Source organism: Streptomyces sp. NPDC031466 (assembly GCF_055581265.1).
The window spans coordinates 195,256-208,257 of the sequence record NZ_JBVIJT010000009.1 but is presented as its reverse complement, the minus strand read 5'-3'; the positions used below and the strand labels follow the sequence as shown (position 1 = coordinate 208,257).

Annotated in this window: 11 protein-coding genes; 2 read left to right on the top strand and 9 right to left on the bottom strand. The window is 71.5% G+C overall.

The genetic code is table 11. The annotated features are described in order from the left end of the window. Positions 1-130: 130 nt before the first annotated feature. Positions 131-2,536, top strand: a complete 2,406-nt coding sequence (locus ACZ5GP_RS23485; protein WP_468752695.1) for a ribonucleoside-diphosphate reductase subunit alpha — start codon at positions 131-133, stop codon at positions 2,534-2,536. Further along, positions 2,536-3,558 (top strand): ribonucleotide-diphosphate reductase subunit beta, encoded by a 1,023-nt coding sequence (locus ACZ5GP_RS23480; protein ID WP_468752694.1) that lies wholly within the window; start codon positions 2,536-2,538, stop codon positions 3,556-3,558. The genes ACZ5GP_RS23485 and ACZ5GP_RS23480 overlap by 1 nt, the downstream gene beginning before the upstream one ends. A 65-nt stretch (positions 3,559-3,623) precedes the next feature. Here ACZ5GP_RS23480 and ACZ5GP_RS23475 read toward each other — a convergent pair whose 3' ends face one another. The 9 genes from ACZ5GP_RS23475 to ACZ5GP_RS23435 all read right to left on the bottom strand — a co-directional run bounded on the left by ACZ5GP_RS23475 (position 3,624) and on the right by ACZ5GP_RS23435 (position 13,001). After that, positions 3,624-5,000 carry a bifunctional albaflavenone monooxygenase/terpene synthase gene (locus ACZ5GP_RS23475; RefSeq protein ID WP_468752693.1) on the bottom strand — a complete coding sequence of 459 codons (1,377 nt, stop codon included), beginning with the start codon at positions 4,998-5,000 and terminating at the stop codon, positions 3,624-3,626. Continuing rightward, positions 4,997-6,109 carry an epi-isozizaene synthase gene (gene cyc1, locus ACZ5GP_RS23470; RefSeq protein ID WP_468752692.1) on the bottom strand — a complete coding sequence of 371 codons (1,113 nt, stop codon included), beginning with the start codon at positions 6,107-6,109 and terminating at the stop codon, positions 4,997-4,999. The genes ACZ5GP_RS23475 and cyc1 overlap by 4 nt, the downstream gene beginning before the upstream one ends. Before the next feature lie 301 nt (positions 6,110-6,410). Then, entirely contained in the window at positions 6,411-7,061 is a 651-nt protein-coding gene (gene def, locus ACZ5GP_RS23465) for a peptide deformylase (RefSeq protein ID WP_468752691.1), read from the bottom strand. 135 nt (positions 7,062-7,196) lie between these two features. Then, positions 7,197-8,177: a tetratricopeptide repeat protein gene (locus ACZ5GP_RS23460; RefSeq protein WP_358582621.1), complete on the bottom strand. Its 981-nt coding sequence runs from the start codon at positions 8,175-8,177 to the stop codon at positions 7,197-7,199. A gap of 137 nt (positions 8,178-8,314) precedes the next feature. Next, the gene (locus ACZ5GP_RS23455) at positions 8,315-9,568 is read right to left on the bottom strand and encodes an HD-GYP domain-containing protein (protein ID WP_468752872.1); all 1,254 of its coding nucleotides are present in this window, start codon (positions 9,566-9,568) and stop codon (positions 8,315-8,317) included. Between the two features lie 41 nt (positions 9,569-9,609). After that, positions 9,610-10,983 carry an HD-GYP domain-containing protein gene (locus ACZ5GP_RS23450; protein WP_468752690.1) on the bottom strand — a complete coding sequence of 458 codons (1,374 nt, stop codon included), beginning with the start codon at positions 10,981-10,983 and terminating at the stop codon, positions 9,610-9,612. A gap of 137 nt (positions 10,984-11,120) precedes the next feature. Beyond that, positions 11,121-11,441, bottom strand: a complete 321-nt coding sequence (gene rsrA, locus ACZ5GP_RS23445) for a mycothiol system anti-sigma-R factor (protein ID WP_358588985.1) — start codon at positions 11,439-11,441, stop codon at positions 11,121-11,123. Then, complete coding sequence (gene sigR, locus ACZ5GP_RS23440; protein WP_030780923.1) at positions 11,438-12,112, bottom strand: RNA polymerase sigma factor SigR; 675 nt, start codon at positions 12,110-12,112, stop codon at positions 11,438-11,440. Before sigR ends, rsrA begins: the two co-directional genes overlap by 4 nt. A gap of 232 nt (positions 12,113-12,344) precedes the next feature. After that, positions 12,345-13,001, bottom strand: a complete 657-nt coding sequence (locus ACZ5GP_RS23435) for an alpha/beta hydrolase family protein (RefSeq protein ID WP_468752689.1) — start codon at positions 12,999-13,001, stop codon at positions 12,345-12,347. Position 13,002 lies beyond the last annotated feature (1 nt).

Here is a 13,002-nt window from a genome sequence, read left to right as displayed (position 1 = left end):
CGGTCCGGGTGCCGACCGTCCGGGCCTCGTGGAGTGGGCCGGTGGACGCGGTACGCCGCCCTGCCCGGGTGCGCCCGTGTGCGCCCATCCCTCCCCCCTGGCCCAGAGCCGAGCGAGGGAGTGCCCCCACGTGACCATCGCGCCTGCCGAACCCGCGTCAGCGCCGTCGACGCCCACCGCCCAGGGTGCCGAAGGAACCGACGGGCCGGGGACCGCGCTGCTGCGCACCCTGACCGACCTCACCGCCGACCTGCCCGACGCCGACCCCGGCCGGGTGGCCGCCGCCGCGCTGCGCGGCCGCTCGGCGCGGGCCGACGAGGCCGAGCTGCGGGAGCTGGCCACCGAGGCGGCCGCGGGGCTCATCTCCGAGGACCCGGCGTACTCCAAGCTGGCGGCACGGCTCCTGTCGATCGGCATCCGCGAGGAGGCGGCGACGCAGGGCGTGCGCTCCTTCACCGACTCCGTCGCGGTCGGCCACCGCGAGGGCCTGATCGCCGACCGCACGGCGTCCTTCGTGACCGAACACGCGGCCCGGCTCGACGCGCTGGTGGAGGGCGCGCTCGCCGACGGCGCCGACTTCCGCTTCGAGTACTTCGGCCTGCGCACCCTGCACAGCCGCTATCTGCTGCGCCACCCGATCACCCGGCAGGTCATCGAGACCCCGCAGCACTTCATGCTGCGCGTCGCGAGCGGCCTGGCGGAGGACGGCAGCGAGCGCGCGCTCGACGAGGTCGCCGCGCTGTACCGCCTGATGAGCCGCCTGGACTATCTGCCGTCCTCGCCGACGCTCTTCAACTCCGGTACCCGCCACCCGCAGATGTCCTCCTGCTACCTCCTCGACTCCCCGCTGGACGAGCTGGACTCCATCTACGACCGCTACCACCAGGTCGCACGGCTCTCCAAGCACGCGGGCGGCATCGGCCTGTCCTACTCCCGCGTCCGCTCCCGGGGTTCGCTCATCCGCGGCACGAACGGGCACTCCAACGGCATCGTGCCGTTCCTGAAGACCCTGGACGCCTCGGTCGCCGCCGTGAACCAGGGCGGCCGGCGCAAGGGCGCCGCCGCGGTCTACCTGGAGACGTGGCACTCCGACATCGAGGAGTTCCTGGAGCTGCGCGACAACACCGGTGAGGACGCGCGCCGCACGCACAACCTCAACCTCGCGCACTGGATCCCGGACGAGTTCATGCGCCGGGTCGCCGCCGACCAGGACTGGTCGCTGTTCTCCCCGGCCGACGTGCCCGAGCTGGTCGACCTGTGGGGCGAGGAGTTCGACGCCGCCTACCGCGAGGCCGAGGCCGCCGGGCTCGCGAAGAAGACCATCCCGGCCCGCGACCTGTACGGCCGCATGATGCGCACCCTCGCGCAGACCGGCAACGGCTGGATGACGTTCAAGGACGCCGCCAACCGCACCGCCAACCAGACGGCGGAGCCCGGCCACACCGTGCACTCCTCCAACCTCTGCACGGAGATCCTGGAGGTCACGGACGACGGCGAGACGGCCGTGTGCAACCTCGGCTCGGTGAACCTCGGCGCCTTCGTGGACACGGCGAGCGGCGACATCGACTGGGAGCGCCTCGACGAGACCGTCCGCACCGCCGTCACCTTCCTCGACCGCGTCGTGGACATCAACTTCTACCCGACCGAGCAGGCCGGGCGCTCCAACGCCAAGTGGCGCCCGGTGGGCCTCGGCGCGATGGGCCTCCAGGACGTCTTCTTCCGGCTGAAGCTGCCCTTCGACTCCCCCGAGGCGCGTGCGCTCTCCACCCGCATCGCCGAGCGGATCATGCTCGCCGCGTACGAGGCCTCCGCCGACCTCGCCGTCCGCAACGGCCCGCTGCCCGCCTGGGAGAAGACCCGCACCGCGCGGGGCGTGCTGCACCCGGACCACTACGGCGTCGAGCTGACCTGGCCCGAGCGGTGGGCGGCCCTGCGGGAACGTATCGCCGAGACCGGCATGCGCAACTCGCTGCTGCTGGCCATCGCGCCGACCGCCACCATCGCCTCCATCGCGGGCGTGTACGAGTGCATCGAGCCGCAGGTCTCCAACCTCTTCAAGCGCGAGACGCTCAGCGGGGAGTTCCTCCAGGTCAACGCCTACCTCGTGCAGGAGCTGAAGCGGCTCGGCGTCTGGGACGCGCAGACCCGTGAGGCGCTGCGCGAGGCCAACGGCTCGGTACAGGGCTTCGGCTGGATCCCCGAGGACGTCCGCGCGCTGTACCGCACCGCGTGGGAGATCCCGCAGCGCGGCCTGATCGACATGGCCGCCGCGCGCACCCCGTTCCTCGACCAGGCGCAGTCCCTCAACCTCTTCCTGGAGACGCCGACCATCGGCAAGCTCTCCTCGATGTACGCCTACGCCTGGCAGCGGGGTCTGAAGACCACGTACTACCTGCGCTCGCGCCCCGCCACCCGCATCGCCCGCGCGGCCGGCTCCGGCGCCGCCACCACCGCCCCCGTCCCCGCGCAGGTCACGGCCGAAGAGGCCGTCGCCTGCTCCCTGGAAAACCCCGAGTCCTGCGAGGCCTGCCAGTAATGAGCACCACGACGAACAGCGAGAAGAACCTCCTCGACCCGGGCTTCGAGCTGACCCTGCGCCCCATGCGCTACCCGGACTTCTACGAGCGCTACCGGGACGCGATCAAGAACACCTGGACGGTGGAGGAGGTCGACCTGCACTCGGACGTCACCGACCTGGCGAAGATGACGCCCGAGGAGCAGCACCTGATCGGCCGCCTCGTCGCGTTCTTCGCGACCGGCGACTCGATCGTCTCCAACAACCTCGTGCTGACGCTCTACAAGCACATCAACTCCCCCGAAGCGCGGCTGTACCTGAGCCGTCAGCTGTTCGAGGAGGCCGTGCACGTCCAGTTCTATCTGACGCTGCTCGACACGTATCTGCCCGATCCGCAGGACCGGGCGGCCGCGTTCGACGCGGTCGAGGAGATCCCCTCGATCCGCGAGAAGGCGCAGTTCTGCTTCAAGTGGATGGACTCGGTCGAGAAGCTGGACCGGCTGGAGACGCAGGCCGACCGCCGCCGCTTCCTGCTCAACCTGATCTGCTTCGCCGCGTGCATCGAGGGCCTGTTCTTCTACGGTGCCTTCGCCTACGTCTACTGGTTCCGCAGCCGCGGCCTGCTGCACGGCCTGGCGACCGGCACCAACTGGGTCTTCCGCGACGAGACGATGCACATGAGCTTCGCCTTCGACGTGGTGGACACGGTGCGCAAGGAGGAGCCCGAGCTGTTCGACGACGCGCTCCGGACGCAGGTCACGGACATGCTGAAGGAGGCCGTCGAGGCGGAGCTGCAGTTCGCCCGCGACCTGTGCGGCGACGGTCTGCCGGGCATGAACACCGACTCGATGCGCGCCTACCTGGAGTGCGTCGCCGACCAGCGCCTCCAGCGCCTCGGCTTCGCGCCGGTCTACGGCTCGCAGAACCCGTTCTCCTTCATGGAGCTGCAGGGCGTGCAGGAGCTGACCAACTTCTTCGAGCGACGTCCGTCGGCGTACCAGGTCGCGGTCGAGGGTTCGGTCTCCTTCGACGACGAGTTCTAGGGACGGCTGTCACGAACGTGTGGGCCCCCCCCGTCACGGGGGGCGGGGCGGGCCCACCCGGCCGCTCAGCGCGGCTCGGCGCGCAGGACGAGCCGCTTGGGGTGCAGGGTGATGCCGACCCGCGTGCCCGTGTCGGTCTCCGCGACCGGCGCCAGATGCCACCTCGGCACCACCGTGCCCAGGATCAGGGCCAGCTCGGCCAGGCTGAAGTGGTCCCCGGGGCACTTCCGGTTGCCGACGCTGAACGGCATCATCGCGAACTCCGGTACCTCCTGGGCGCGTTCGGGGAGCCAGCGGTCCGGGTCGAACTCCAGGTGCCGCTCGAAGGAACGCGGGTCGCGCTGCATCGCGTACACGCTGTAGACGATGTCCGCGCCGGCGGGAATGCGATAGCCGCCCAGCTCGGCCTCGGTCACGGACCGGCGCGTGAATATCCAGGCGGCCGGGCGTACGCGCATCGCCTCGGTGATGACATTGCGCAGGTGCGGCAGGGATCCCAGATCGGCGAATGTGATCGCGCGATCCCCGGCCACGGAATTTACTTCTTCAACCAACCGCCTTTCCTGCTCCGGGTGTTCGGCGAGCAGATGGAACGTCCATGCCAGTGTGGACGCGACATTCTCCGCTCCGGCGACGACGAGGGAAACCACGTGATCGTGGATCTCCTGATCGGTCAGCGGCTCCCCGGAATCGTCCCTGGCCCGCAGCAATTCCGCGAGCAGGTCCTGCGGGCCGCCGGGGCCGGCCGCGCGGCGCTCCCGGACGATCTCGTCGACCAGCGTGTGCAGATCGGCCAGCGCGTTCCCGAAGCGCCGGTTGGCGGGGGTCGGTACGCGGTAGAGCGGCCCGACGGAGAGCACCATCCGGCGGTAGAGGCCCTGGAAGACGGTGTGCAGCGAGTCGGCGATGCGGTCCGCCTTCTCGCCGATCGAGTCGACCTCCAGGAGCGAGCGCGAGACGATGCGCACGGCCGTGCGGAACATCTCCGCGCTCACGTCGACCGTGGCGCCCGGCCGCCAGCGGGCCGCCGTGGCGCGCGCCTCCTCCTCCATCACCTTGGCGTAGTCGGCGATCCGCTCGGGCCGGAACGCGGGCTGCATCATCCGGCGCTGGCGCCGGTGCAGCTTGCCGTTGCTGGTCGCCACGCCCTTGCCGAGGAGCACTTCGAGGGTGTCCCACAGCGGTCCGCCGACGATGAACTCGGGGCGCTTGAGCATCGCGCCGACGAGTTCGGGGTCGCAGACCGCGTAGGCGGTCCTCGGTCCCAGCCGGATCCGTACGAGGTCTCCATGGTCCCGCAGCGCGGACAGGAAGCCGAGCGGGTCGCGCACCAGGTGCCAGGCGTGACCCAGTACGGGGACAGCGCCGCGGACCAGCGGCGGGGTGCGCAGCGGGCCGGACCCCGGGGCGGCCGGCGCGGGTGTCGCGGATTCGACGCTCATTCCTCACCCACCAGTTCGTTTTCCGCCAGGACGTCTTCCGTGACATACGGGGGAATGGACCGGTCGTCCCAGCTGTCCACCCGATAGCGGCCGGATTCGTGATGGAACCAGTACACGGAAGAGAACCAGTTCCGCATGTTGAAGACGCAGGATTTCACCGCGTCCGCGAGCTCTTTTCCTTCGACGGTTCCGTCGGTCAATTCCTCGACGAGTTGCAGCACTTCCTGTTCGGCCGCGAGGAAATCGGTGACGCACCGACCGACTCGCCGGTGGACTTCCCGGACGGCTTCTTCGAGTGTCATCCCCTCGTGGTGAATGAGGCTGATGCCGAGATTGTGCAGTTCGTCTCCCGCGAGTTCCTTGGGGAGCGAGCACAGGTCGTTGTACCAGGCCGAGAAGTCCTGGGTGGCCAGGGCCGCCCGCCGGTACGCGGGGTGCTTCCTTATGGAGCGCGGCAGTTCGCGGCGCGCGGTGGGTTCGAGCAGGTCGATCCACGCCCAGTGCGCGAACGTGAGGCGGCGCAGCTCCACGTACGCCTCGACGGTGGGGACCGCGCCGCCGCGCCGGTTTTCGAACTCCTGGTCGTAGGCGTCGATCACGGGGTGGAAGTGGCGGGCGAACCTCGTGTTCCAGCTGGGTCCGAGGAAGGAGTACAGGCGGCGGACGCAGTCGGCGAACCCGGCGATCAGCGGGTCGCGGTGGCGCAGGTGGAGCCGGGGGGCGTCCAGGGCGCCGTGCAGGCCCTGGCACAGCCGCCGCCACTGCTCCGCCCTGCCGTGCACGGAGTCCCGGTCGTGCCGGTCGTCCCAGGCGAAGAACCAGCTGCTGAGGTCCGCTATCGCGGTCAGCAGCGCGTCCGGTGCGCCAATGTAGTAGCCCGCCACCAGGTCGGTGTAGCAGAGGCTGTCCGCGTACCGCTCGACCTTGTCCGGCGGCATGAGCCGCATTTCGCGCAACCAGCTCCTGGACTTCTCCTGAAGCTTTGGCCAATACGGATGCAGGCGACGCGGAAACGCGGCCTCGATCACCGGAAGGGCCAGCGCCGGTGGGACCGATACCGCCTGTGTGTGTGGCTGTGTCTGTGAAGTGCTTCCGGAATATGCAGGCACGGACAAACCCCTTTCAGCCGCCTGAGCGGCGCACGCCCCTCTCGCTGTGCCGGGCGCGCGCCGTTGCGTATCCCCGCGCTTTCCATTCAGCACCACAACTGACCGTTCAGGGAACAGTTTTGCGCCATTCACTACCCCCGAGTGCCGAGAACGTCCCCGTACGTGACCGAATATGGATCTTCGTCAGCCGGTTTCGCTCGCACAGGTGAGCGCCTCATGCCAGCGGCCCCCGGCCGGGAAGGTTCCCGGCCGGGGGCCGCTCGTGTCGCGCGGGTCCCGCGCCGCTCAGGCGTCGCGCCCGTCAGTCGTTCGGCACGACGGGGTAGCGCGGCGTGCCCTCCGCCATCTGGCGCAGCGCGTCCTTGCGCTCCCGCTTGGAGAGGCGGTCGATGTAGAGGTAGCCGTACAGGTGGTCCGTCTCGTGCTGGAGGCATCGGGCGAAGTAGCCGCCGCCGCGCACCTTGATGGGGTTGCCCTTCTCGTCCTGGCCGGTCACCTCGGCGTAGTCCGGGCGGGCCAGATCGGCGTAGGCGGTGGGCACGGAGAGGCAGCCCTCGCCCGAGTCGTCCAGGCGGCGGCGCTCGGCGGGCAGCTCGGTCAGGACCGGGTTGCAGACCACGCCGACGTGGCGCACGCCCTCGTCGTCCATGCAGTCGTAGACGAAGACCTTCAGGTCGACGCCGATCTGGTTGGCCGCGAGGCCCACGCCCTGGGCGGTGCGCTGGCTGGCGAACATGTCGTCGACCAGCTTGGCGAGGTCGTCGTCGAAGGCCGTGACGTCCGTGCACTCCTTGTGCAGGACCGGGTTGCCGACGACCGTGATCGGCCGGGACGTGCCGCGCTCGCGGTAGGCCGTCTCGCGCTCCTCGCAGTCCTCCGTGTCGATGACGAAGCCCTCGTCGTCGACGGGGAGCACCCCGCCGGAGGCCTGCTGCTCAGTGTCCTGCGCCATGTCCGCCGTAAGCCTTCCGTGAAACCCTCAAGAGTTTGTGCCGGTACAGCCTACGGCGAAGTGCCGACCGGCTTTCTCGGGTCGGCAGTCCACTGCGGGTGGACAGTCCTCTTCAGGTCAACAGTCCTCTTCACGTCAGCAGACCTCTTCGAGGTCCCGCCAGTCGCGCGAGTCCGGGCTGTCCGCGACCCAGCTGTCGAGGAGCCCGCGCACCAGGGCGGCGGGCGCGGCGATGCCGCACTCGCGCTCCGGCACCCAGACCGCCCCCGGGCTGCGGTGGCCGAGCGGGCCCGGGTGGCCCGGCTCGCTGTGGTCGTGCGGGTCCAGGTGCTCGCCGTCGCCCTCATCGCTCGGCATCCGGGACTCCGAGCACATGCGGCACAGCAGCCGCACCGAGGAGGACCAGTCCTCGGCGGCGAAGCCCGCGTCGGCCGCGAGCCGCTCCAGCGCGTCCCGGTCGTCCTCGGTGGCGGCCTCCAGGAGGACCACCCAGGTCGGCACGGGTGAGGGCGCCCACAGCTCGATCTCGTCGAAGACGGGGTACGAGTGGCCGGCCGCCGTCGTCCGCTCGCCGTGCGGGACGCCGTCGTGCAGCACGACCTCGCCCCAGCGGCGCCCGGAGGAGGGCAGCGGGATGGACAGCACCTCTATGCGGGCGGGGTCCAGCCTGCGGCCCCACACCACCTCCGCCTCGCCCTCCGGGGAGAGCCGCACGGCCGCGCTGCCCAGCTCCATGCCCGAGGGCTCGCCGGACGCCGCGACTCCGCCGGGCACCTTCAGGCCGTACGCCTGCCAGGCGCGGCGGGCCAGTGGCCAGTCCTGCAGCGCCGTCGCCGCGATGCCCACGTTCCACCAGTCCGGGGCGCCCGCCGAGCGGTCCAGGAGCGCCACGGCCCGCAGTCCCGCGGCCCGCGCCTGCTCCCAGTCGTGCCGGAACTTGTGCAGGAGCGCGAGGTTGAACCAGGACTCGGACAGCCAGGGTTCGAGATCCGCCGCGCGCGTGAGCAGCGCTCCCGCGTCCTCGTACCGGCCGTCGCCGATCAGCGTGAAGGCGCGGTCGGTCGCCTGCCGCCATGAGGCGGAGGGCCGGTGCCGTCCCTTGCCGAAGATCCTCACGATTCCCGCCTGATTCCCGCCTGTCACGATTTGTGGAGTCCCATCTTGCGAAGGCGCGGCGTCGGGTCGATGCCCCCGCGCACCCTCTTCTTCGCATCCAACCACGTACGGTCGGACAGCCGCTCATTACCCATGGGTTACCCAGCCGGGGGCGAGCTAAGGCCGCCCCTGGACACCACCCTCGCCAGGGACTCCACGACCTCGGGCTGATAGTCGCGGCCGGTGCCCAGCCGCAGCCTCTCCAAGGCGTGCAGCGGCCCGCCGAGCGCCCCCGTGGGTCCTTCTCCCCGCGCCATCTCGTCGTACGCGTTCGCCGTGCGCACAATACGGGCGGTGAGCGGCTGGTGGCAGTAGGGGTCGGCCTGGCGCTCCACGACGACGGCCACCGCGGAGTCCACCCCGGTCTGGCGCACGACGGCGCCGCCGAGCAGGGCGATGCGGCGCTGCTGCTCCTCGGGCAGGGCGGCGGTGGCGCCCTCGGGCACGGGGTCGACGAGGGAGAGCTGCCCGATGTCGTGCATCAGCGCCGCGTACTCGAGAACGGTGAGGTCCTGCCCGCAGAGCCCGAGGTCCCGCCCGACGGCCCGGCTGAGCCCGGCGACGCGGTGGGCGTGCCCCTGCGGGGTGTACCCGGCGATCTCGGTGGCCCTGGCCAGCGACGCGATGGTCTGCCGGTAGGTGGCCCGCACCGCCGCGTAGCGCCGGTAGGAGAGCTGGGTGAGCAGCAGCGGGAGGCTGAACACGGGCAGCGCCCACAGGCCGGCCACGGCGACCGCGAGCGCCATCACGGCCCCCGTCGCGCAGACGGCCGAGCCGATGCCGAGCATGGCCCGCAGTTCGTCGCGCAGGAGCGGCCCGAACGGCCAGCGGGTGCGGGCGCGCGCCAGCGCGGCGGCGAGTACGGCGTCGCAGAGCGCGGTGAGGACGAGGAGGGCGACGATGACGAGCGCGAACCAGGGGCCGTGGCCGACCCAGTGCTTCAACTTGCCCGCGTTGTACAGGGGTTGGAAGCAGGCCGCGGCGAACGCGACGGTCAGCACGCGCCGCGCCATGTCGTCGGGCATGGGCCCGTGGCCGAGTGCCACATGCGGCACGGCGCCCACCAGGGCGGCCGCGACGACCACGGCGATCACCTGGAGCGCGCCGTGGTGCGTGGCCGTTCCGGCGTTCTGCCCCAGCAGGGCGTACGCCAGGGCGCCCGCGGCCCCGAGCGGTGCGGGCTCCCGCTCGCTCTCGCTGCCCCCGCTGCCCCACCGGGCCAGCTCACCGAGCGTGATCAGCACCCCGAAGGCGAGCGCGACCGGCCGTTCGGCGACGCCGTGCCACAGGGTCCAGGTGAGTGAGACGACGGCGAGCAGGCCGGCGAGGGCGCGGGCCACCGTGGTGGGCAACCGCAGTGCGCGGGAGGCGGCACGCCCCCCGGCGTACGCCGTCACGGGGCGCCCGGCCCGCGCGCCGCGGGCGTGCCGGCGAGGCGGGCGGGCGGTACGTTTCCGCCCGGGTCGGGGCCGTGCCCCAGGTCGCGGGCCGGGACGTCGGAGGTGACTTCCGGATGCCAGCCGTCCCGGCCGAGCGCCCGGGTGAGGGCGGCGACCATCGCGGGGTCGAACTGCTCTCCGGCGCACCGGGCCAGCTCCTCCAGTGCGGCGGACACCGGCCGGGCACGCCGGTAGGACCGGGTGGACGTCATCGCGTCGAAGGCGTCGGCGACGGCCACCACCCGGGCGGACTCGGGGATCTGCCGCCCGGCGAGGCCGTAGGGGTAGCCGCTGCCGTCGATCCGCTCGTGGTGGTGCAGGATGGCCGCCCGCGCCTCGCCGAGGAAGCCGATGCCGCGCACCATCTCGTGCCCGTACTCGGGGTGGAGTTCGATGACGCGCCGCTCCTGGGGCGTCAGGGGGCCGTCCTTGCGCAGCAGGCGGGTGGGCACGCCGAGTTTGCCGACGTCGTGCAGGATGCCGGCGAACCGCAGGACCTCGACCCGCTCGTCGTCCATGCCCAGCTCCCGCGCGATCATGACCGAGGCGCGGCCGACCCGCTCGCTGTGGCCGCGGGTGTACCTGTCCTTGAGGTCGACGGCCTGGACGAGTGCGCGGATGGTGGCCTGGTGGGCGGCCCGCTCCCGGTGGTACTGCGCGAAGACCCAGCACGAGACGCCCATCGGGAGCAGCACGAGCAGCGCTGCCGGGGGCCCGTACGGGCTGGTCCACAGGACCGCCATCATCAGCCCGGCGAGTCCGTGCACCGCCACGGGCGCGAGGGAGCGCGGCAGGAGTCCGCGCCAGGCGGTCCGCAGCGGCAGCCTCTCGGCGGTCGCGAGGATCCCGGCGTCGAGGACGGCGAGCACAACGCAGAAGCCGAGGACGGCGGCACCGGTGGGCCCAAGGACGTGCGGGAAGTCGCACGCGGCGCGGGCGGCGGGTCCGCCGAGCGCGCCGTACACGTGTGCCGCGGTCCAGGTGGCGAGGACGAGCTGCGCGCCGCGCCACAGGCGGCGCACCCGGCGCGGACGCCGGTCGATGCGGGCGAACAGCGCGCCCGGCACGGCGACGAGGGCGGCGGCCGAGGGCGGCAGCAGGAACACCCCGGCGAGCAGCACCGGGAAGAAGGTGCCGAGGCCGCCAGGGACACGGCGCCCGATGAAGCGGCACCGGCCGGTCTGCTCGCACCCGGCGTAGAGCACCGCGAGGAGCGCGACGGCGGGCCAGGGGGTGCGGCCGCCGCTCAGGGCCGGCGCGAGGCAGGCGGCACCGGCCAGGGCGACGCCCAGGATGTACACGCGGGCCCACGCCGGCACCGACCGCATGGAGTTCTCCTCCCCGTTCCAGGTCCTGCGACCCAGTCGTCCGGGTCGCGAGACCCAGCTCCGGAGATTAGAACGGCCATCTCGCGGTCAGCGCCCGACGGCGGCGAATTAGCACATTCGAGTGACGCTGCGGCGTTTCACGCCTCCGAGGCCCGCACTCCCGGTGCGGTGTCCTGGCTGACGTCCTGGTCGGGCACGGCCTGTCCGGAGCGGATGAGGTCGATGCGCCCCATGACCTTGGCCCGCAGGTCGATCGGGACGTCGTCCTGGCCGCAGCAGCGCTTGACCAGCTTCTTCACCGCCTGCTCCAGGCCGTACTTCTCCAGGCACGGCGAGCACTCCTCGAAGTGCGTCTCGAACTTGGTGCAGTCGCTGTCCGGCATCTCGTGGTCCAGGAACTCATAGAGATGGTCCAGGACTTCACTGCAGTCAGTCTCGTGCGGCTCTCCGCAGCTCATGAGCCCGAGCCTTTCGTTCCGTTCGACTCGCCGGCGCCGGCCGGGACGAGCCCGCGCTCACGGGCGTAGTCCTCCAGCATGCCGCGCAGTTGGCGTCGGCCGCGGTGCAGCCGGGACATCACCGTACCGATGGGTGTCCCCATGATGTCCGCGATCTCCTTGTACGCAAAGCCCTCTACATCGGCCAGATAGACGGCGATGCGGAATTCCTCGGGGATCGCCTGGAGCGCCTGCTTCACGTCCGAGTCGGGCAGGTGGTCGAGCGCCTGCGACTCGGCGGAGCGCAGACCGGTGGACATGTGCGACTCGGCGCGCGCGAGCTGCCAGTCCTCGATCTCCTCGGCGGCGCTGCGCTGGGGCTCCCGCTGCTTCTTGCGGTAGGAGTTGATGAAGGTGTTCGTGAGGATGCGGTACAGCCACGCCTTGAGGTTGGTGCCCTCGCGGAACTGGTGGAACGACGCGTACGCCTTGGCGTAGGTCTCCTGGACCAGGTCCTCCGCGTCCGCCGGGTTGCGGGTCATGCGCAGCGCGGCGGAGTACATCTGGTCGAGGAACGTCAGCGCGTCCCGCTCGAAACGGGCCGTGCGCTCCGCGGCCGTCTCAGAACCCTCTTCGGGGCGCTCCGCCTGGCCGTGCTCGGTCCCTGCGTCGGTCCCTGTGACCGGACCCACCTCCTCCAACGACGTGACGAGGCCGAAAGCAGCCCCACTCGAATCGGAGGATAGACGACGATCCGCTCCGCGCGCCGCCCGAATAGTTGCGTTTTTGGGTGCGCTCAAGACCGTCCACTCCAGGTCAGCGGCGCTGGAGCGGTTCGGGCAGATGGTCGAACCCATGCGGCGGACTCCCTCTCGTACGAACACGTCTGCGACGGTGTTCACCGTCTGTTCGCGACAACAGAGGTCACGCGGCCAGCATTCCCGCCCACCGTGTGACGGCGTCCGTGATGATCGCCACGGCCTCCTCCTGGGTCAGGTCCGCCTTCTTCGGCACCGCGAAACCGTGATCGCCGTACGGCACTTCCACCCTTTCGTACGCGCCGTCAGGGAACTCGGCGGGCCTGCCGAAGGGGTCGTTCCCGCCCTGGACGACCAGGGTGGGCACCCCGGCGCCGAGCAGCTCGTCGGCGCGGGACTTCTCGGGCCTGCCCGGGGGGTGCAGGGGGAAGCTGAGGGCGAGCACGGCGGCGGCGCCCAGCTCGGTGGCCGTGCGGCAGGCCACGCGGGCACCGGCGCTGCGGCCACCGGAGATCACCGGGAGCCCCCGCTTCTCCAGTGCGGGCCAGCTGCCCCGCCAGCCGACGTCCAGCGTCTTGGGGGCGGGCGCCAGCTTCTTGCCCGCGACCCGCCAGGGCTGCTCGAAGAGGGCGACGCTCACGCCGTGCGCGGGCAGCGCGGCGGCGAGGGCCGCCAGGTCGCGGGCCTCGATGCCGCCGCCGGCGCCGTGGCCGAGGGCCAGCAGGAGGCGGGGCCTGCCCTTCGCCGGGTGCCAGGTGATCCGCGCCCGGCCGGCGTCGGTCTCGACGGTCTCGCTCTGGGGCGGGTGTGTTTCGTGCGTCACG